This is a genomic window from Acinetobacter sp. ANC 7912 (genome assembly GCF_039862785.1).
GTDB lineage: Bacteria > Pseudomonadota > Gammaproteobacteria > Pseudomonadales > Moraxellaceae > Acinetobacter > Acinetobacter thermotolerans.
In genome coordinates this window covers 2,796,727-2,816,984 of sequence record NZ_CP156795.1, presented here as the reverse complement: position 1 = coordinate 2,816,984, position 20,258 = coordinate 2,796,727, and the positions used below count along the sequence as shown (strand labels likewise).

General features: G+C 45.3%; 17 protein-coding genes. 7 read left to right on the top strand and 10 right to left on the bottom strand.

Annotated features, from left to right (window positions below; all coding sequences use genetic code 11):
- Nucleotides 1-40: 40 nt before the first annotated feature.
- From recD to pnp, 3 genes are all read left to right on the top strand, one after another.
- A complete protein-coding gene (recD, locus tag ABEF84_RS13805; RefSeq protein ID WP_347456028.1) occupies nt 41-1,804 on the top strand; it encodes an exodeoxyribonuclease V subunit alpha in 1,764 nt (587 codons plus the stop codon).
- Nucleotides 1,805-2,726: 922 nt separating this feature from the next.
- Nucleotides 2,727-2,996: a 30S ribosomal protein S15 gene (rpsO, locus tag ABEF84_RS13800; RefSeq protein WP_004637724.1), complete on the top strand. Its 270-nt coding sequence runs from the start codon at nt 2,727-2,729 to the stop codon at nt 2,994-2,996.
- Between the two features lie 250 nt (nt 2,997-3,246).
- Nucleotides 3,247-5,334, top strand: a complete 2,088-nt coding sequence (gene pnp / locus ABEF84_RS13795) for a polyribonucleotide nucleotidyltransferase (protein WP_171077697.1) — start codon at nt 3,247-3,249, stop codon at nt 5,332-5,334.
- A gap of 167 nt (nt 5,335-5,501) precedes the next feature.
- Here the strand turns inward: pnp and ABEF84_RS13790 are convergent, their stop codons facing one another.
- From ABEF84_RS13790 to ABEF84_RS13755, 8 genes are all read right to left on the bottom strand, one after another.
- A complete protein-coding gene (locus tag ABEF84_RS13790) occupies nt 5,502-5,765 on the bottom strand; it encodes a YdcH family protein (protein WP_034587039.1) in 264 nt (87 codons plus the stop codon).
- 83 nt (nt 5,766-5,848) lie between these two features.
- The gene (locus tag ABEF84_RS13785; protein WP_034587041.1) at nt 5,849-6,187 is read right to left on the bottom strand and encodes a chaperone modulator CbpM; all 339 of its coding nucleotides are present in this window, start codon (nt 6,185-6,187) and stop codon (nt 5,849-5,851) included.
- Nucleotides 6,188-6,836: 649 nt separating this feature from the next.
- A complete protein-coding gene (locus ABEF84_RS13780) occupies nt 6,837-7,304 on the bottom strand; it encodes a DUF2147 domain-containing protein (protein ID WP_227504162.1) in 468 nt (155 codons plus the stop codon).
- Between the two features lie 283 nt (nt 7,305-7,587).
- Nucleotides 7,588-8,037, bottom strand: coding sequence for a DUF2147 domain-containing protein (locus ABEF84_RS13775; protein WP_034587043.1), 450 nt, complete (start codon nt 8,035-8,037; stop codon nt 7,588-7,590).
- Nucleotides 8,038-8,229: 192 nt separating this feature from the next.
- Complete coding sequence (locus ABEF84_RS13770; RefSeq protein WP_347464086.1) at nt 8,230-9,534, bottom strand: IS4 family transposase; 1,305 nt, start codon at nt 9,532-9,534, stop codon at nt 8,230-8,232.
- Between the two features lie 110 nt (nt 9,535-9,644).
- Nucleotides 9,645-10,520 carry an Hsp33 family molecular chaperone HslO gene (hslO, locus tag ABEF84_RS13765; protein WP_034587856.1) on the bottom strand — a complete coding sequence of 292 codons (876 nt, stop codon included), beginning with the start codon at nt 10,518-10,520 and terminating at the stop codon, nt 9,645-9,647.
- 50 nt (nt 10,521-10,570) lie between these two features.
- Nucleotides 10,571-12,424 carry a cation:proton antiporter gene (locus ABEF84_RS13760; protein ID WP_034587857.1) on the bottom strand — a complete coding sequence of 618 codons (1,854 nt, stop codon included), beginning with the start codon at nt 12,422-12,424 and terminating at the stop codon, nt 10,571-10,573.
- Between the two features lie 39 nt (nt 12,425-12,463).
- Entirely contained in the window at nt 12,464-14,686 is a 2,223-nt protein-coding gene (locus ABEF84_RS13755) for a primosomal protein N' (protein WP_034587858.1), read from the bottom strand.
- A gap of 150 nt (nt 14,687-14,836) precedes the next feature.
- Here ABEF84_RS13755 and gspF point away from each other — a divergent pair, with 150 nt between their 5' ends.
- The 3 genes from gspF (at nt 14,837) to ABEF84_RS13740 (ending at nt 17,220) form a co-directional block, all read left to right on the top strand.
- Nucleotides 14,837-16,042, top strand: coding sequence for a type II secretion system inner membrane protein GspF (gene gspF / locus ABEF84_RS13750; protein WP_034587860.1), 1,206 nt, complete (start codon nt 14,837-14,839; stop codon nt 16,040-16,042).
- Between the two features lie 91 nt (nt 16,043-16,133).
- A complete protein-coding gene (gene gspG / locus ABEF84_RS13745; RefSeq protein ID WP_347454182.1) occupies nt 16,134-16,601 on the top strand; it encodes a type II secretion system major pseudopilin GspG in 468 nt (155 codons plus the stop codon).
- A gap of 283 nt (nt 16,602-16,884) precedes the next feature.
- Nucleotides 16,885-17,220, top strand: coding sequence for a hypothetical protein (locus ABEF84_RS13740; protein WP_034587861.1), 336 nt, complete (start codon nt 16,885-16,887; stop codon nt 17,218-17,220).
- A 167-nt stretch (nt 17,221-17,387) separates the two neighbouring features.
- Here the strand turns inward: ABEF84_RS13740 and lnt are convergent, their stop codons facing one another.
- Nucleotides 17,388-18,950, bottom strand: coding sequence for an apolipoprotein N-acyltransferase (gene lnt / locus ABEF84_RS13735; RefSeq protein ID WP_034587863.1), 1,563 nt, complete (start codon nt 18,948-18,950; stop codon nt 17,388-17,390).
- Nucleotides 18,947-19,786, bottom strand: a complete 840-nt coding sequence (locus ABEF84_RS13730; protein ID WP_034587865.1) for an HlyC/CorC family transporter — start codon at nt 19,784-19,786, stop codon at nt 18,947-18,949. Before ABEF84_RS13730 ends, lnt begins: the two co-directional genes overlap by 4 nt.
- Before the next feature lie 201 nt (nt 19,787-19,987).
- On the opposite strand from ABEF84_RS13730, the gene tusA reads away from it, so the two are divergent.
- Nucleotides 19,988-20,245 (top strand): sulfurtransferase TusA, encoded by a 258-nt coding sequence (gene tusA, locus ABEF84_RS13725; protein ID WP_034587933.1) that lies wholly within the window; start codon nt 19,988-19,990, stop codon nt 20,243-20,245.
- Nucleotides 20,246-20,258: the final 13 nt, after the last annotated feature.

Below are 20,258 nucleotides of genomic sequence, written 5' to 3'. Positions count from 1 at the left end.
AACAGAAGATTATCCTGTGGATAACTTTGAGGATAACTGTGTGGAAAATGAGCAAAATCACGTGTCACAGCTGGCTTCGCCCTTGATGCCATGGATTGAGCATTTATGTCAGCCGCCATTTAGCTCGGCACACTTTAGCGATGAAGCCAAACTGCTCATGCATGCCGTGCTGGAAGCCATGCAAAATGGCAACAGCTGTATCGATGCAACAGAAGATCAAGTTACCTTGCTGCACAATCTGGTGCGCCGTGGCGAAACTGATCAGCAAGCGATTGCACCTTTTATTTTTCAGGATCAGCAGCTGTACCTGTACCGCTACTGGAAACTGGAACAGGTCGTCGCAGCACATGTAGCACGGATTAAATCTCAGCAGTTAAAAGCTGTTCCCTTGAGTGAACGGCATCTAAGCCTGCTTTCCGATCCACAGCAGCAGAAAGCACTGGAAATGGTGGCGAGTAAAGGTTTCAGTATTATTACTGGTGGGCCGGGCACCGGGAAAACCTATACCTTGGCGCATATCATTACCGTGTTGAATGAAAGTCTGCCTGAGATCCGGATTGCTATGGCCGCACCGACCGGGAAGGCGGCACAACGGATGAAAGAAGCGCTGCAAAATGCCTTAAGCAGTCCGGCACTGGCTCAGTTTGATCTGGAAACGCTGAAACAGCTTCAGCCGGTGACCTTGCACCGACTCTTAGGCCTGGGCACGACTGCACAGCCAAGGTTCCATGCCCGACAACCACTGCCTTATGACGTGATCGTCGTTGATGAAGCTTCTATGCTTGATTTAAGTCTGTCACAAATGCTGTTGGCTGCAGTACCGGATGGTGCTCGCTTAATCCTACTGGGTGATGCCAACCAGTTAGCTTCTGTGGATGTGGGCACGGTATTGGCTGATCTGCAGCTAGTACCAGCTTTGGCCGATAACCGGGTCAATCTGATTACCACGCGTCGCTTTGCTGAAGGGGCCCGCATTGGCGCACTGGCACATTTTATTCAGGATGCTGATCCTGAGCATGATCTGCTGACCGAGTTTGAACAGCAGATCGTTGTGCCCTCTGAGCTGCATGCGATTGACCTACAACAGATCGAAATTGATCATGTACAGCTGCAATACCTGCCTGAAAATATTCTGCTGAATGATGCACAGGCTTATTATGATCAGCTGATGTATGGCTATCAGGGTTATCTACAGGCACTAAAAGCCGGGAAGGGTGACCAAGACTTTAATGCATTTGTGCAGCAGATCATTCAGCATTTTGATGATTACCGTATTTTGACCGCGATTCGGCATGGCACTTTTGGCCTGACTAAACTGAATCAGCAGATTGAACAGCGTTTGCTCACCGCGACCGGGCAGGTCAAGCAGGGTGACTGGTATATCGGGCGTCCGGTGATGATGACCTATAACGATTATCAGCTTGGACTATCCAATGGTGATATCGGCATCTGTTTTCTGCGTGAACATCTGGGGCAGCGTCGGTTTGAAGTCTATTTCCCGAGCCTGGAAAAATGGGTACTGGCAACACGTTTGCCAAAAAGTATTGAAACGGCATTTGCTTTAACCATTCATAAATCCCAGGGTTCGGAATTCCGGCATACTGCTGTGGTGCTGGACCATAAGGCAAGTAATTTGCTGAGTAAAGAACTGATTTATACAGCCATTACCCGTGCGAAAAAAGTGGTGACATTGCTGGTGGATCGTGAGGCCTTCAAGCAATCCTTAAGCCTAAGAACCACACGTCGCAGTGGATTAAGTCAAAAAATTATTGAACAGTGTTGTAATCTATCTGGTGAAAATTGAGCAGCTAATGTAAGCATTTGCTTACATGGATTCAGGAGATTTGCGGATAGAGCTGCCTGGCAGTTTTTGAGAAGATGAGCGGCATAAAGAGCTTGACAAGGAAAGTTGGGTAAAATCGCATAACAATTACAATAAAGTCGAGAGACAGCGAACTTACATGATGTAAGGAATAAAAGAGGAAACTTACAGCCGCTAAGCCTTGTAGTTTTGGGAGAGACTACAAGGCTTTTTTATTGGTTGAGATATTGGAAAGGTGCCATAAACTTTCCAATTGTTGAGCTTGCTTAAATGTGCGAACTGGTTGGCATAAGCTAAGTAAGAAAGTGTTAAATGTGCAATATTATGGGGGATTTTGGTTAATTAATGTACGAAAATGCTTACGTGATGATACGAAAAATGCTTCTATCAGCGAATTTCCATTGTGGCAAAATCAATGACACAAGGACAGTGAATAAAAACAAGGATAAGTTTTTATAAACAATAATAAAAATAAAAGCGCGAAACAGCGTAATAACAATAATAAAGAATAAAAATAATAACGAAAAAAGAAGAAACTACAGCGCACAAGAAACCCGAGCCCAGCTCGGGATTTTTTTGTTTTGAATTTGCTATCCTTATTCTTTCTATTAGATGAGCCTTATAACTTCAGCCTATAGCAAGTGAATTTGCACATGTCTTTTACATGCAATTGATTTTAAAAAATTCGAAAGGATTAAATGCAGAGATTAAAGCTGGCGAGGGGATATTTTACTCTGCTGCAGAACTGAAGCAGATCAGCTGTCGAAAGATCGATCTATTTTTGCAATCCCATGCAAATTCCCTTAAAATATGCAACTTGCTGTAGTGATGCACGGCAGTCAGTGTTCTGAATTCTCATTACATTGATTTTTATCAAGATACATAAGCATCTCGGAGAAATCGAATGGCTTTAACAAACGCAGATCGCGCAGAGATCATCGCTAAATTCGCTCGCGCTGAAAACGACACTGGTTCACCAGAAGTTCAAGTAGCTCTTTTAACTGCTCAAATCAATGACTTACAAGGTCACTTTAAAGAGCACAAACACGACCACCACAGCCGTCGCGGTCTGATCCGTATGGTTAACCAACGTCGTAAGCTGCTTGACTACCTGAACGGTAAAGACCACGGTCGTTATGTTGCTTTGATCGGTGCTTTAGGTTTACGTCGTTAATTCGATTTAAGCTTTATTTTCGGGTTTATTGCATGCATTGTGCTGTATTACTGAAAACTAAAGTTGGCTTGGCCATTGGCTAGGCTTGGGGAAGGGGCGAATGTTTCGCTCCTTCTTTGTGTTTAAAAATAGTGTTTATTTCTAGTGAGGTCGGCTTCTAAGCTTTGTCATTTACTCAACCGATTGGGTGTGAATGCCAAACCTTAGGGGTCTCCACTAGAATAAAATCAGGAAAAAATAAAACATGTCGATGTTTAATATTGTTCGTAAAGAATTCCAGTTTGGTCAACACCAAGTGGTTCTAGAAACTGGTCGTGTTGCGCGCCAGGCAAACAGTGTATTGATCACTATGGGTGGTGTATCGGTACTGGTTGCTGTTGTGGCGGCACCTACTGCTAAAGCAGGTCAGGACTTCTTCCCACTGACAGTTAATTATCAAGAGAAACAATACGCAGCAGGCCGTATTCCGGGTGGTTATGGTAAGCGTGAAGGCCGTGCATCTGAAGCTGAAACACTGATTTCACGTCTGATCGACCGCCCAATCCGTCCATTGTTCCCAGAAGGTTACTACAACGAAATCCAAGTCACTGCGACAGTTGTCTCTTCTGACAAGACTATGGAAGCTGATATCGCTGCGATGCTGGGTACTTCTGCAGCACTTGCGATTGCAGGTACTCCATTCCGTGGTCCAATCGGTGCAGCACGTGTTGGTCTGATCAATGGTGAATACGTTCTAAACCCAAGCTTTGAACAATTGGCTCAATCTGATCTTGACCTTGTTGTTGCAGGTACAGAATCTGCAGTACTAATGGTTGAATCTGAAGCGAAAGAACTGTCTGAAGACCAAATGCTGGGTGCAGTTTTGTTCGGTCATGACGAAATGCAAATTGCAATCCAAGCGATCAAAGAATTTGCTGCAGCTGCTGGTGCAAAAGAATCTGACTGGGTTGCTCCACAGAAAAATGAAGAACTTCGTGCCAAACTGAAAGAAGCTTTCGAAGCGAAAATTTCTGAAGCATATACCATCGCTGTTAAACAAGAGCGTTATGCTGCGCTTGATGCACTTCAAGCAGAAGCACTGGCTCAATTCGTTCCAGAAGGTGACGAAACTGGTCTGGCTGACGAAGTGAATGAACTGTTTGAAGACCTGAAATACCGTACTGTACGTGACAACATCCTGTCTGGTAAGCCACGTATCGATGGCCGTGATACCAAAACTGTTCGTGCACTGGACATCCAGGTGGGCGTATTAGACCGTGCTCACGGTTCTGCACTGTTTACTCGTGGTGAAACTCAGGCATTAGTCACTACTACACTGGGTAACACTCGTGATGCGTTGATGGTAGATACCCTTGCAGGTACCAAAACTGACAATTTCATGTTGCACTATAACTTCCCTGCATACTCTGTAGGTGAAACTGGTCGTGAATCTGGTCCTAAACGTCGTGAAATCGGTCACGGTCGTTTGGCGCGTCGTGGTGTACAAGCTGTGCTTCCACCAGCTGACCGCTTCCCGTATGTGATTCGTGTGGTATCTGATATTACTGAATCTAACGGTTCATCTTCTATGGCTTCTGTATGTGGTGCTTCTCTGTCACTAATGGATGCAGGTGTTCCACTGAAAGCGCCAGTTGCAGGTATCGCAATGGGTCTGGTGAAAGAAGGCGAGCGTTTCGCGGTTCTTTCTGACATCCTGGGTGACGAAGACCACCTTGGTGATATGGACTTTAAAGTTGCAGGTTCTGCCAATGGTATTACTGCACTGCAAATGGATATCAAGATCGAAGGGATTACCGAAGAGATCATGGAGGTTGCATTGAACCAGGCTTATGCAGGTCGTATGCACATCCTGAATGCCATGAACCAAGTGATTTCACGTGCTCGTCCAGAAATCTCAATCTTTGCGCCGACTTTCCAAGTGATCAACATCAACCCTGACAAGATCCGTGACGTGATCGGTAAAGGTGGTGCGACGATTCGTCAAATCACTGAAGAAACCAAAGCTGCGATTGATATTGAAGACAATGGTACAGTACGCGTATTCGGTGAAACCAAAGCTGCTGCACAAGCTGCGATTGCGAAAATCCAAGCGCTGACTGCTGAAGTTGAGCCAGGTACCATCTATGCAGGTAAAGTGATTCGTATCGTTGAATTCGGTGCGTTCGTCAACATCTTGCCAGGTACTGATGGCCTGCTGCACATTTCTCAAATCTCGAATGAGCGTATTGCCAATGTTGCAGACGTTCTGAAAGAAGGTCAAGAAGTGAAAGTACAGGTTGCTGACGTAGACAACCGTGGTCGTATCAAACTGACCATGAAAGACATCGAACAAGCATAATTCGATGGCTTTTTAAGTCTGAAGAAGCCCGCATTAATTGCGGGCTTTTTTATATGCATTTTTGGATAATCAATTAAGTGAACAATATTTAAATATTGGCAGAGGTGTTGTTGACCTCATTTTTAAAATTTCGATTATCAAAACAATTCGGTCTATTCCTTCATCGTTTAGCTTAAAGGATTGGCTTCAGAACTCCTCAGTAAGCGGTACATTTCATCTTTGAGTTTCAGTTTCTTGCGTTTAATCGCTTCAATATCAGTATTGATATGATTCACGGGATCCAATTCGAGCTGTGCAATTTGCCGATCCAATTCACCATGTTCCTCGAAAATCTGTGCGAAATAGGGATTTTCATCACGCATCTGAACAATCCGATCACGGTATTCCGGGAACATATGTTTCAATTTTTTATTGCAGTCTCTGGTTTTCATAATGAGTTGCTAACCTAAAAAAGAATATAAATCATTCCTATGCCGTCTCAGCACAGACTGAGACAGAACAGGGGGTAAATAGATTATTTGAAATGTAAATGCTTCACTTCACGACGCAATTCTTGAACTTCATCGATTAGATCTAGCATCATGGCGACGGCACTAAAGGATGCATCGAAGTCACGTTGCAGCCGGTAAGCGCGTTGTGCGCGGGTGATATCTTCACCTAGAAAACGGTAAGTATTGTTCTGATCACGGTTCGGCAAGATGCCATGTTCAATCAGTTGCATAACCCATTCAGGACTCTGACCACAGGCATCGGCAAAATGCTTCAGGTCAAACTGGTAGTCATCCATGATTTCAGGAGGAATGAAACTATTAGAACCGTTAGGAAAACTTTCATTATATTGAATGGTAGTCATGGCCTGCTCCTTGAATGTTGAAACTGAAGTCATAGCTGTGAACCAGATTCGATGTATGTGTGGATGGGTATTGAGTAAAAGCGTACTGAGAATCTGATTGCCCATGATTCAATATAGATACAGCACGATGAATGGATGTGCTGATCATACCAATGCAGCTAAAAGTGAATTTAAGCAGCTGCTGGTGTAATTGCTGTGCTTTGCAATTCAGGGAATTTGTAACAACTAGGAATCTGTTGCGGAAAATGTCAAAGAAGAATTCATCGAGTTTATTGTTTTTTGGCAATATCCATATGCAATGGCTACATGCAGTGAATGAGCCAGAAGATCGGTGCAATAAGAGGTCATGCGATCTGAACATAGTAATGGATAAAAAATAACCGTGTTCAAGTCATTATTATCAGTTCTGGTGAGTCACAACAGTGCAGATTTGTACCTTATTGTTTCAAATCATGACAAAGCTCATCCTAAGGGCTAGCACCTAAGAATAAGTAATTGTTATCTTGGGATTTTATCTAGGCCACACTTCGTCTGATCATAGAAATAGCCACACAGCTATGCAAAGTGGAGTGCTTGTTCTTGGTGCTGAGTCTAGCTTTTGGCTTATAAAAAAGCCCAAAATGGGCTTTTAAAAACTTTAAAATATTTTTTATTCTTTGATCCAGGTCATGTTGCGGCCGACCGGTGCACCTTCAGTGCGGCTGTGAATCGCCAGATGACGGCCATTATTTTTTAAGCGGGCGCGTGCCTGATAAACCTGACCGGAAACTGGATCGAGCAGGGTGCCGTTAATAAATTCCTGTTCATTGTCCGGATTGATGCTTAGTCCTTTCAGCATGGTCAATCCCACTAGTGGCTGATCCTTGAGTGCACCTTTGCATTGGCTACAGGTCTGCTGTCGGGCCGCCCCAGGGATTTCACGCACGTGTACAATCTTGGCGATATAACGGTTCTGACTATCCTTACTAATGACTACATCGGCTAGGGAGTAACCGGTACGGTCATCAATAGTTTTCCAGTGCCCGACTAGGGGATCGCTATTAGTAGAAGCCGCGAGGCTGATAGTACTTACTGCTGCAAAAATTATGGAACCGAACAGTTTGAATTTCATAGCCATATATCCCCCAATTGATTTCAAAAAAGCCGCTTTAAAATAAAACCATAAAAATATTATGGGATTAATATAGCGTGAAAAATAGATTAATTACCAGAAAATAATTCAATAAAAGTGAATAAAATTAGAGCCAAGTCTGATGAAAAATCACACTAAATAGGGAATATGCGACCAAGTTAAAATTTAAGTGATCAGGAAATTGAAAAATAAAGAGCGAAACGCTGCCTAGATAAATTCAGACCTTATCTAGACAGCAGGAATTATTGTAAATCAATGAAATAGGACTTTAATGGGCTCTGACCCAAGATACCGTACGTCCCAGGATCGGGGTGCCGACATAGCCACGCAAGGTCAGTACATTCCCGCGTGAATTCAGTGTTCCCTTGCTTTTATACACGTTGCCGTTCAGTGGATCCAGGATAGAGCCATCGATAAATTCATTTCTCTTGTTGGGACTCGGTTTCAAACCGCTCAAGATAGATAAACCTAAAATAGGGGCATCTTTGAGTTCCCCTTTGCATTTAGTGCAATGGGTATTTGCCGGGCGATTAGGAATAGCATGGATACGAACCACTTTGCCGGTATAGGTGCCGTCTTCGAGTTTGCTGATTTCAACATCTGCGCGTGCGTAGCCGGTTTTGTCATCAATGGCTTTCCATGTACCGCTAATGTCCGCTGCATTCGCGAAGCCTTGAATAACACACAGTGCCAACCCCATCCAATATTGAATTTTCATCTAAAGCCTTCCGTTTATTTTTCGATTTTTTGTTTTGCGTGCAAAGCACCGTTACTATTTTTGACTTTTATCGGTATAAAGATTTTAACCAGATTGCAGATTTTAAATAAATTACATTTGTATATTTTTATAAGGACATTTGGGTCAATGTTCGAAAATAAAAAAGCACCCCAATGGAGTAATGCCAGTCAGTTAAGAGATTGACTGGCTTTTTCTTGGGTATTTTTGAGGTTTTCCTTTTACAACCCTTGGATAACTCCTCACTCTTCTCTCAGGTATAACATACCGATTAGATTTCTCCATTAAACTTTCCAGATGTTTGGGTAGATTACCTGCAGAAGCCAAAGAGTCGAATCTGAGTAAATTAAGAAGGGCAATAGATGCAATATGAAAACTGATCCTCAACGGGCTTACTTTGGCACGTTGAGCCATATATTTCATTTGTCTTCTTAGAACATTATAAGCAATCAAGACACCCCATAATTCTTGATAAATTAAGTCTGGCTGTTTGCTCCTTAAGTGCTTACCTTCCTGTAAATTGCTTTTAATTTCTCGGTAACACATTTCAATTTCCCAACGCTGAGCATATAACTTTGCCAAGGCTATAAGTGGGTATGTCTTTGAATCTAATAATGAAGTAATGTAACGTCTGATTTTTCCTGCCTGCTCAACTTCAATTAAACGTGCTTCCCAGTAATCTCCTAATGCTGGATTAAGTTTTTTGGCTCTTGCTGATATTGGCATCCTGATATGAAAATCATGTGGGGAATTCCGTTTAATTATGTCATAACGTAAATTATCTTTTGCTCGCATCAGCCAATGACTTGATTCTCCACGTGTTTGCCAGCCTATTAAAAAATCAGCAGAGAAATAAGCTCGATCAAACAAAGTAATACTTTGTGCTGGAGGAGATAATTGATTTACTAATGTGAGTTCACCTTGATCCATACTGCCTATTTGGGCATCTATGATTTCATGAGTATTGGTATTCACTAGACACGTGGCTCTAACTTGTGGGTAAGGTGCTACAGCAGTTTTACCTTTAGATGAGCCAAAATGATTAAAATTCTCCTTGGTCAGTGGCATAGACCAAACCACCCCGTCAACAGCACATACACTAAGACCTTGAAAGGTTGAATATTGTTGTTGTGATTCATCAAACCATGCTTGGCTGATTAAGGAGAATAAGGCGGCTAAGGGTTCTCGACCTAAACGTTGTCGAGCTTGGACAGCTGCACTAGGAACACAATAATCTGTTGTACCAAACACGAGTTTTAATTGTTCTACCACATAGCTGATGGGTTGATTGCGAAACAAGGCAAGCCCAAGAACAAGCCAAACCACGTGCTCAGCAGGTAATTTTCTCCTTCTGATCGATGCCTTACCTGTTTGATGCAGAGATGTTTCAATCCAATTTAAGTCAATAAGTTCACAAAAATGGCTAAGTGATGGGAGAGCATGTTCAAGAGTGGATTCTAAATGTTCAGATAAAGACATAAAAAAATGAGCGTATTTACATACACTCATTTTTACTACATTTTTCTAATATTTGCTTAACTGACTGGCATTACCCCAATGGAGTGCTTTTAAAAGACCTGTTTCAGTCATTAACTGAGATGTTCACCAAATAAACCCAGCGCTTCTTCAGCGGTAAAAGTGTAGTGGCTATTACAGAACTGGCAGTTCATTTCAATCGGATTCTGGAATTCCAGGGTCTCACGTACTGCTTCTGCACCAATCTGCTGTAGGGCAAGGGCACAACGCTCTTTGGAACAGGTACAGCCGAATTTCAAATGTTCGACTTCCGGTAAACGTACCTGTTCTTCGTTATACAGGCGATACAGGATTTCATTGGCATCCAGACCAATCAGCTCTTCGGCTTTCAATGTTTCGGTCAGCATGGTCAGACGTGGCCACAGGTCTTCATCGACACGGCGTTGCTCTTCTTCGCTGTTACGTGGCAACAGCTGGATCAGCAGACCGCCAGAGCGTTTCAGGTCACTCGCCAATACAATATGGGTCGGAATCTGGGCAGACAGGTCATAGTATTGCATCAGGCAACCAGCCAGCGTGTCACGATCCAGCGGAACAATCCCCTGATAACGTTCACCAAATTCTGGTTCGATATTGATAAATAGCACCGGATTGGTCAGGGATTTTAAAACGGTACTGCTGTCTTCAGCGACCTGAAAACGTGGGTCTTCTTCATAATCTGCCAACGCACGGACTTCACCCAGATGGTTACATTCAGCCATGGCCCATTTAAAGGTACCCGAAGCCTGAATCTGCAGACTGATACGGCCCTTGATTTTCAGGGTGCTAGCCAGTAGCGCCGTCGCACTGAGCATTTCACCAATCAGGATTTGTACCGCAGGGGCGTAGTTACGCTGTGCCAGAATGGTTTGTAAAGTTTCCTGAAGATGCACTACTTCACCACGAACAGGGCTATCTTCAATAAAAAAGCGTTGGCGTAAATCAGACATAAAATTCTCCATAACCCTGCTTTAATGGTGGCACTATTGTAAAACACAAGTTATGACAGATCATCTGTTAAAGCATCAATTCCTGTGCCGTTTGAATTCTGTTGTTTCTGTATTAGCTTGTTGATGGTTTTGCCATGCTGATCCTGTTCAAATAGATGGCTGAGTTCAGCCATGCTGCTGTGGTGCTGTTCATATAGTGGGGCAGAACCCGGTTCAGCTTGCTGCTGAGCTGTAAGCAAAGCTTCATCGTGTTTTTTGAATTTTAAAACTGCCTGTTTGGCGTCCTCGACAGACTGAATGGTTTCGGTCAGAAATGCTTGGGTCAGCGCCAAGGCAGAGAGATAGGTTTCCCGGAAAATCTGTTCCACACCCAGTTCACTCAGCAAATGTGCATGATGACGATCCCGGGCACGTACCCATAATTTCAGATCGGGATAATTCCAGCGTAGATGACGTACGACCAGTAGCGAGTCTTCAATATCATCAATCGCAACGATGATCTGCTGTTTAGAATCAATATCAACTAACTGTAATGAAGTGGGTTCAGTTGCATCAGCCTGATAAAAGGGAATGCCTTGTTCTTTGAGTAGATTAGAGGCTTCCACGCTATTGTCCATGACGCTAAAGCTCAGACCTTGTTGATGCAGAATCCGTCCGATGATCTGCCCAAAACGGCCAAAGCCGATCAATAGAATCGGCGTAGTAGGCAGACTTTCACTCTGCTGTTCAAAGTCTGTGACCAGATAAGATGGCTTGTTCAGTCGGGGCAAAATTTGACGATCCAGCAGCCAGTATAAGAGTGGCGTAAACAGCATGGACAATGAAACTATTGCCAGCAATAGGGACAGTAATTGTTGATCCAGTATTTGATGGTTTATGGCAATGATCAAGGCAACAAAGGCAAATTCACCACCCTGTGCCAGACTGGCGGCCATCAAGCTGCTGGTGCGCCAGCTGTTTTGGTAATAACGGGCAATCGCCAGACTCAGTGCAAATTTACATAGAACCAGCAGCAAAGTACCGCCAATGATCAGTCCCGGTATGTTCAGTACATCGGGTAACTGAATCGCTAGACCGATACTAATAAAACATAATCCGATCAGTAAGCCTTGAAATGGCTGTACCGCATGATCAACATGGGATTTAAATTCAGAATCTGCTAACAGGATACCGGCAAATAGAGCACCCAGATAGAGATTCAGTCCCAGAGTTTGCATTAGAACTAGCAGCCCTAGCGTTACAGAAATCGCGACGACTGCATGTAGGTCATGACTGTGGCTACGGGCGATCCAGCGATAGAGGGGCTGCATCAAATAACGATTGCACAGGAATAACCCGGTAAAGGTCGCGATGATCGCAGCAAAATAGGCCACGCCATGTTCGGTAGAGTTCATGCCCGCAAACAGGGGAATCACAGCGATTAAAGGAATCACGAGCAGTGCCTGAATCAGCAGGCTGCTATAGCTGAGCTGTCCATGGCTGGTATTGAGCTGATCCTGACGTATCAGCTGCTGAATACTTAGGCTCATGGCAGACAAGCTGCCTGCTAGCCCAATGACCACACTACTGACCAGACTTTGCTGTAGCAATAGAGCAGCTAATAGGGTGAATACTGTCGCGGAACCAAAGACTAGGACTGCCGTTGAAATCCAGGTCGATTGCTTGATCTGGAGAAAGCGTTGTGGCTGTAGCTGCAGGCCCACCCAGAATAATAATGTCAAAATGCTGACTTCGAGTAATCTAGATTGCAGGGCAGGATCAATTTCTAGCCCTAATACACCGGAACCCAGCAACAGTCCAACCAGTAAATAGCTAAGTACCGCAGGCAATTTCAGATATCGGGCTATGGGAACGAACAGCAGGGCCATCGCCAGAATCAGGGTCATTTGCAACAGTATCGACATTTCTAACCTTAAATTTTATTTCATGTACCACAGACAGGCTTAGCTCAGCTCTTGAGGATCGACATCTAGCGTGAGTTTCATGGAAGAGGGTTTATCCTGCAGCATGGCCTGCCACCATGCCCGGACATAATAGTGCAAGCGGGCACGCTCAGCAGAGAGCAGTACCATATGCGACTGGTAACGTCCCGCCTTGCGTTCCATGGGGGCCGGAATTGGTCCCCAGATCTCTAGATCAAGGTCCTGATATTGCCTCAACAGCGCTGCATGTTTCTGTAGGAATTCAGTATTTAAGTTCTGGTCACGTGATTCACAGCGGATCATCACCGCATAGCGATAGGGTGGCATGCGGGCAATTTGCCGCTGTGCCAATGTCTGTTTGGCGAAAGCACGGTAATTTTCATTGACCAGAGTATTCAGCAAGGCATGATCGGGACGCAAGGTCTGTAAATAGACATCGCCTTTACGTTCACCACGGCCAGCACGGCCCGCCACCTGTACAATCAGCTGGGCGGTACGTTCCGTGGCTCGAAAATCGACACTCAGCAGGCCAGAGTCAATATCCAGGATTGCCACCAGCGTCACATAAGGGAAATGGTGACCTTTGGCCAACATTTGGGTGCCGAGCAGAATTGCCGGTTCGCTTTTCTGAATCTTGTCATAGATTTTCTGCCAGCTGCCGACCCGGCTGGTCGAGTCGCGATCGACCCGGATCACCTCATGATTCGGGAAGAGTTCATTCAGCTGTTCTTCAACCTTGCCGGTGCCCATGCCTAGGGTTTTTAGTTCGGTATGGTTACAGCTCGGACAATGATCCGGCATGCGGTGAATGGTACCACAGTGGTGGCAATGCAGATGCTGATAAGGCTGGCGGTGCACCGTGAAATTCGCATCACAATGCGGGCATTGCGCCTGCCAGCCGCAGCTGTCACAGATCAGTACCGGTGCATAACCACGACGGTTCAGGAAAACCAATACCTGTTCCTTTTTATCCAGCCGTTTCTGCATTTCCTGAATCAAATGCAGACTGATGCCATGCTGCTTCTGAGCAACTTTCAGGTCCAGAATATGCAGTTTTGGCATCAATGCCGCACCGGCACGCTGGTTCAGTTCCAGCACCTGCATCTTGCCATTTTCCACTAATGCATAACTGTCGATGCTTGGCGTGGCAGAACCGAGCACGACGGGACATTGCTGTAAATGTCCACGATACAGGGCCACGTCCCGAGCATGATAGCGGAAGCCTTCCTGCTGTTTAAAAGACAGGTCGTGTTCTTCATCCAGAATAATCAGGCCCAGATTCGGCATTGGGGTATAAATTGCAGAACGGGTGCCGAGTACGATCGAGGCTTTACCGGTTTCTGCGGCCTGCCAGGCTTGCAGACGTTTCGAGTCATTCAGGCCAGAATGCAGCAGGGCAATATGGCAATGGAAGCGTGATTGGAAACGACTGATGGTTTGCGGGGTCAGGCCAATTTCCGGTACCAGTACCAGCACTTGTTTGCCCTGTTTCAGTACCTTTCCCATGATCTGTAAATAGACTTCGGTCTTGCCGCTGCCGGTCAGGCCATCCAGCAAAAAAGCCTGGTATTTATTTTTGTATTTTAATACCTGCTGAATGGCATGCTGCTGTTCCGGGTTTGCAGTCAGTGGCATCTGTGCCAGCTGAACAGGTGGTGGGCTAAAATCCTGCGCTTCCAGCACACATTCACAAATACCTTTTTTCTCTAAAGCCTTCAGGGTTGCGGTATCAACACCCGCCAGATTCAATATGGTTTCTGTAGTACCGACAGGATGCAGTTTTAAAATCTTATAGGCTTCTTGCTGACGTTCGGAACGACGAACTTTGGCTTCAGCCTGATCATCCAGCAGTTTCCAGGTACGTGCCAGCAGGTTATAAGGTTTGCCTTGACGGAGTAATGTTGGTAGGGCACTTTGCACCACTTCACCAATCGGGAACTGATAATACTGCGCCGACCAGTTCAGCAGATTGAGTACTTTGGCATCAATAATCGCCCGATCATCCAGCAGCTCGGTAATGTCTTTGAGCTTGAAACTGCTATCCAATGGAGCATCTGGAGGCAATTTTTCCATAATTACCCCAACCAGATGCTGCCGACCAAAAGATACTGCCACGCGTGCGCCAACTTCGGCCTGCTGGTATTGTCCTGCACTTAGGCTGTAATCAAAACAGTCAAACAGATGTACAGGCACGGCGACACGGACGCGATAAATCGGAGCAGGGGAAACAGGCTGATCGGGCATGGGTAAATGAGGCATCCTGATGAATTTTCGTCGTGCTGAAAAGTCAGTTGTGTTAGAGTGAGCAGATAATTTATATCTAAGAATATGAATGATTTTGATGGTCTGACGCAACTGCGTTAGCGCAATTTTTGGGAAAATTAGAGCATTACAATGCCTGCATATCAATTTATCGCGCTTGATGCCTCGGGCAAGCAGCAAAAAGGCGTGCTTGAAGGAGACTCTGCACGTCAGATCCGTCAGCAATTACGTGACAAAGATCTGATTCCGGTCTCCGTCGATCCGGTCGAGCAGAAAGACAAGCACTACCGGCCACGCTGGTTTGAAAAAAGCATCACGGCTTATGATCTGGCACTGATGACCCGACAATTATCGGTGCTGGTGGCTGCCGGTATTCCGCTGGAAGAAGCGATTCGTGCCGTGGGCAAGCAGAGCGAAAAGGTGCATGTGCAGAACCTGCTGATGTCCGTGCGTTCCAAGGTGCTGGAAGGGCACAGTCTCGCGCAGGGTTTGCAGCAATCTGGACGGTTTCCGGAACTATATATTGCCACCATTGCGGCGGGTGAGCGTTCTGGACATCTGGATCTGATCATGGATCAGCTGGCGGACTATACCGAAAACCGCTTTGCCATGCAGAAAAAAATTCAGGGCGCGATGATCTATCCGATCATTTTGCTGCTGATGTCCTTTGCCATTGTCATGGGACTGATGACTTATGTGGTACCGGACATTGTCAAAACCTTTGACCAGAGTAAAGATGCCTTGCCGTGGATCACCGTGGCTTTAATGAAAGCCAGCGATTTTATTCGGATGGCTTGGCCTTTTCTATTAGCGGGTAGCGCCGTCGGTATTTTCCTGTTAATCCGTTTTCTGCGGACGACAGCAGGGCATTATGCCTTTGACCGGCTGACTCTAAAATTACCGCTGTTTGGGAAATTATCGCGTGGCATTAATGCCGCACGTTTTGCCAGTACCTTATCGATTCTGACCCGTTCTGGCGTACCACTGGTTGATGCACTAAAGATTGGTGCAGCGGTAAGTAATAACTGGGTGATTCGCGATGCAGTGAATCTGGCAGCAGAAAAAGTGACTGAAGGTGGCAATTTGGCGACTCAGCTGGAGCGTAGTGGTTATTTCCCACCGATGATGGTACAAATGATTCGTAGTGGTGAATCTTCCGGTGAGCTGGACCGGATGCTGGAGCGGGCATCGACTATGCAGGACCGCGAAGTGACCACACTGATTTCGACTTTACTGGCTTTGCTGGAACCACTGATGTTGGTGCTGATGGCGAGTATTGTATTGGTGATCGTGATTGCAGTGATGCTACCAATTGTAAATATGAATAATATGATTTAAACCGGATATGGGTAAAATTCCAATTATAGAAAGCCCAAACAGATTTTTGAAATTAAGCAATGAGAGACATTGAATGAAAAGGACTGACATGATGAATCAACAGCTAGGTTCTTCAAAAGTAGGTGCATGTATGACGCGTATCAAACATGCTTCAGGTTTTACCCTGATTGAAGTGATGGTAGTGATCGTGATTCTTGGCGTACTGGCTGCACTGATCGTACCAAATGTGATGGGCCGTGGTGAAAAAGCCAAAGTCGATACAACTGTCATTAAGCTGCAAAGCGTGGCTGGTTCACTGGACCAGTACAAGCTCGACAATGGCAAATATCCAAGCATGCAGGATGGTGGTCTAGATGCTTTAGTGAATAAACCAGCTTCAGCAAAAAACTGGCTGCCAGGTGGCTATGTCAAAGGCGGTTATCCGAAAGACAGCTGGGATAATGACCTGCAATATGTGATTCCGGGCACCAATGGTCGTCCATTTGATCTGTACTCATTTGGTGCCGATGGTCAGTCTGGTGGCGAAGGTACTGATGCTGATATTTATTATCAGCCTTAACTGAGAATCATTATAAATTTCCAGTAATGGAATATATCACTTCACTTGATTGGATATCTCTATTTTAAGTGAAGTGATAATAACTCTTAATTATAAAATATAATCTAAAATTTTGAATCTTATATAAATTTTATAATAAGCTTTATTTGAGAGTTATAATAAGAATTATTCCCATATTGATTGATTACAAATATCGTAAAATATGGAGATATATAGACTTTTCATTTTTCTAAAAAAGCTCATAATGATCTCAATGGCACTTATTTAGCCAAAGGAGATGAGTATGAAAGCATTAATTTTAGGAGATGAAATAAACCAGTTTCATTGGTCAATGCTGAAATCTGTCCTTTTGGTTTTGAGTATTCTTCCAGTCAGCCAAGGGATGTTGTATCTATGGCAAAGCACTGAAGGTAGCAGCCAGATTATGGTAGGTTTCTTTGCCTTGAGCCTGATGAGTAGCCTGTTGGCTTTGTGTTTCTGGTCTGCCTTAAAAGCTAGTGTGAGCTATGTACATCAGGAAGATGTATCATCTTTTGAGCGTACCATCGTTCAACTCTATCGTTACCTGCCGATGCTGTCTTTGGCGAGTATGATGTCTTATCTCACTACACAGATTTAATCATCTCTCCCAATAAAAAAAAACCGAGGATTGCGCCTCGGTTTTTTTATAGCTCCTCCCTTTTAAAAAGGGTGAGAAGCAATGCTTCGTAAAGGAGGGATTAAAAATAAGCTATAAATTTAATCCCCCTAAATCCCCCTTTGATAAAGGGGGACTTCATAGGTGAATTACCTTCTCGACTTAAAGCTGACATCTACTTTACGCGGACGGAAACGCCATCCAATCAATAGCAACAGTGCCGAGAAGATCAGTACCGGCCAGTCGCTCAGTTTCATATACAGGGTTTCACCCTGCATGGCAGGCAACTCACCACGTAACACAGCTTCTTTGTCCATTGGTGCGCGTTTTACGATATGCCCGTTATGGTCAATAAAGGCAGTCACACCGGTGTTGGTTGCTCGGATAAACCAGCGGCCATTTTCCTTGGCACGCATCTGTACCATTTGTAAATGCTGCTGTGGACCAGCAGTCCCGGTAAACCAGGCATCATTGGAAACGGTTACCAGAAAATCACTCTGGCGGGCATTGCGACGGGTCAGGTTTGGATAAGCCACTTCATAGCAGATCGCAGAACCGAGGTGATGCTGTTTCACATTTAACGGTTTTTGATCCCGTGCACCACGCGAGAAACCACTCATAGAGGGGTCATTCTGCAAGGCAGGTAGTACCCAACTGAGCGCACCAGAAAGTGGAATATATTCCCCGAAAGGTACCAAGCGTTGTTTCTTGTATAGACCACTCGCTTCATCACCGCTGGCCATGATGCTGTTGTAGTACATCGGACGGCCTTCAGCTTTGGTCTCCGCCAGATCCCAATATGGCAGGCCCGTCACCCAGGAGGTTCCAGATTTTTCTGCCTGATTTTTCATGGCATCCAGAAAATCTGGAATATCGGTCTGGAACATGGGAATCGAAGATTCCGGCCAGACAATCAGGTCACGTCCCCATTCAGTCTTGGTCAGGTTGGCGTAGATCAGCAGGGTTTTGATCTGATATTCGGTCAACCATTTCAAATCTTGCGGAATATTGCCCTGAATCAGAGAAACACTCAGTGGTTTGCTGCCGGCCTTTTGTTCCACAAAATTCAGCTGAGAAGCACCCCATGCACCCAATAATAGAAGTACAGAAGGCACCGCCCAGAACACACGGCGATTCAGGATTTCCACCAGTGCACAGGCCAAGGTAATGACTACAAAGGACACCCCAAACACGCCGAACAGTGGTGCATAACCATCAAGGAAGCGTTCGGTGAAGGCATAGCCGGCAAACAGCCATGGGAAGCCGGTAAACACCCAGGTTTTTGCCCATTCAAATAACACCCAGAGTGGGGCAAAGGTCAGCGGAGTTTCCGGGAAAAAGCGACGGTAAAGAAAGGTCTGTACCGCGGTAAACAGTCCCATCACCAGTGCCATGATCAGGATCATCAGCACGCTGAGAGTTGAGCTGGTATCCCCATATTCATGGATCGAGGTATACAGCCAGAAGGCACCGACAAACCAGAGACCAATCCCGTATGCCCAACCAATTCCAAAAGCTTGTTTGGCAGAGCGCTGACGCAGGCAGGCATACAGCAGTGCTGGAGACAGAATTGCCAGCCACCAGTAATGATAGGGTGCCAGGGCAAGGCTAAAGATTGCACCTGCCAGAAGAGACAGCAGCAGTGGGTAAATCAGCGGAAGCTGTTTGGAGTCTTCGGACAGCTTGAGCAGTTTGTCAAAATGTGCCCTCATTGACGCACAGCCCGGATCGAGTGAATGGAGCGTGCATCTGCTTCCAGAATGGTAAATGCCCAGTTATCCAGTTCCACGACCTGACCTTCCAGATCACTCACCAGGCCAATTTCCTGTAACAGCAAGCCACCCATGGTTTCGACTTCATCATCCGGGAAATTGGCATCCAGCAGATCATTAAAATATTCAATTGGTGTTAAGGCTTGCACGATCCAAGTGTTAGCCGTTTTGGAATCATTATCTGGAACAATGTATTGTGCTTCTTCATCAGCAATATCGTGCTCATCTTCAATTTCGCCGACAATCTCTTCCAGAATATCTTCCAGGGTGACTAGACCAGAAGTCGCACCATATTCATCAATTACGATCGCAATATGGGTCTGGGTGTTTTTCAGCATACGCAGAACCTGGTCAGAACGGGCACTTTCTGGCACGAATAGAGGCTGGCGCATCAAGGCACGAATATCCACCTTAGACGTTGGTTCGGTCAGGAACGGTAACAGGTCTTTGGCCAGCAGGATGCCGACAACATTATCCGGCTGATCGGCGGAAAAGACTGGGAAGCGGGAATGAGCAGATTCCACCAGCACATGCAGGATATCCAGCAGTTGGTCATCTTCCTGCAGACTGATCATGGAAGTTCGTGGAGTCATCACTTCACGAATCTTGGTCGCTGGAAGGTCGAGTACACCTTCCAGCATCGCCACTGTATCGGGTTCTAAAAATCGACGTGAATCTTGTACTAATTTTAACAGTTCGTCGCGGGTTTCGGGTGCAGTTCCCAGCCATTTGCGTAAGCCGCGCATGCCCCACGACGGGCCTGATTCCTCGTGCATGATTTTTCCTAAAGACTCTTAATATCTAAAAAAACGTGATTTTATCATACCGCAGAAAACGTGCTTGTCTATCGCAATTATTGAGGTGCTTTGTGACCATTACAGTCAGGTCTTCTTAGCTAGAATAGCGGGGAAATGCAGGCATGGGTACAAACACAGGTTTATGCTAAAATAGGCCCGTCTTTCTTTCTGAGCATGCTAATGTCTGACGCTGAAATTACCCCAAGCCTGCAATTGAATACCCGTGGTTTACGCTGTCCTGAGCCAGTCATGATGCTGCATCAGGCGATCCGTAAGTCCAAGTCAGGTGATGTAGTTGAGGTCTTTGCAACGGATAATTCAACGTCATGGGATATTCCAAAATTCTGTATGCATTTGGGGCACGAATTATTGCTGCAGGAAGAGCGTTTGGATGAAAATGGCAATAAAGAGTTTCATTATCTGGTGAAGAAAGGCTAATTCTTTTTAATTC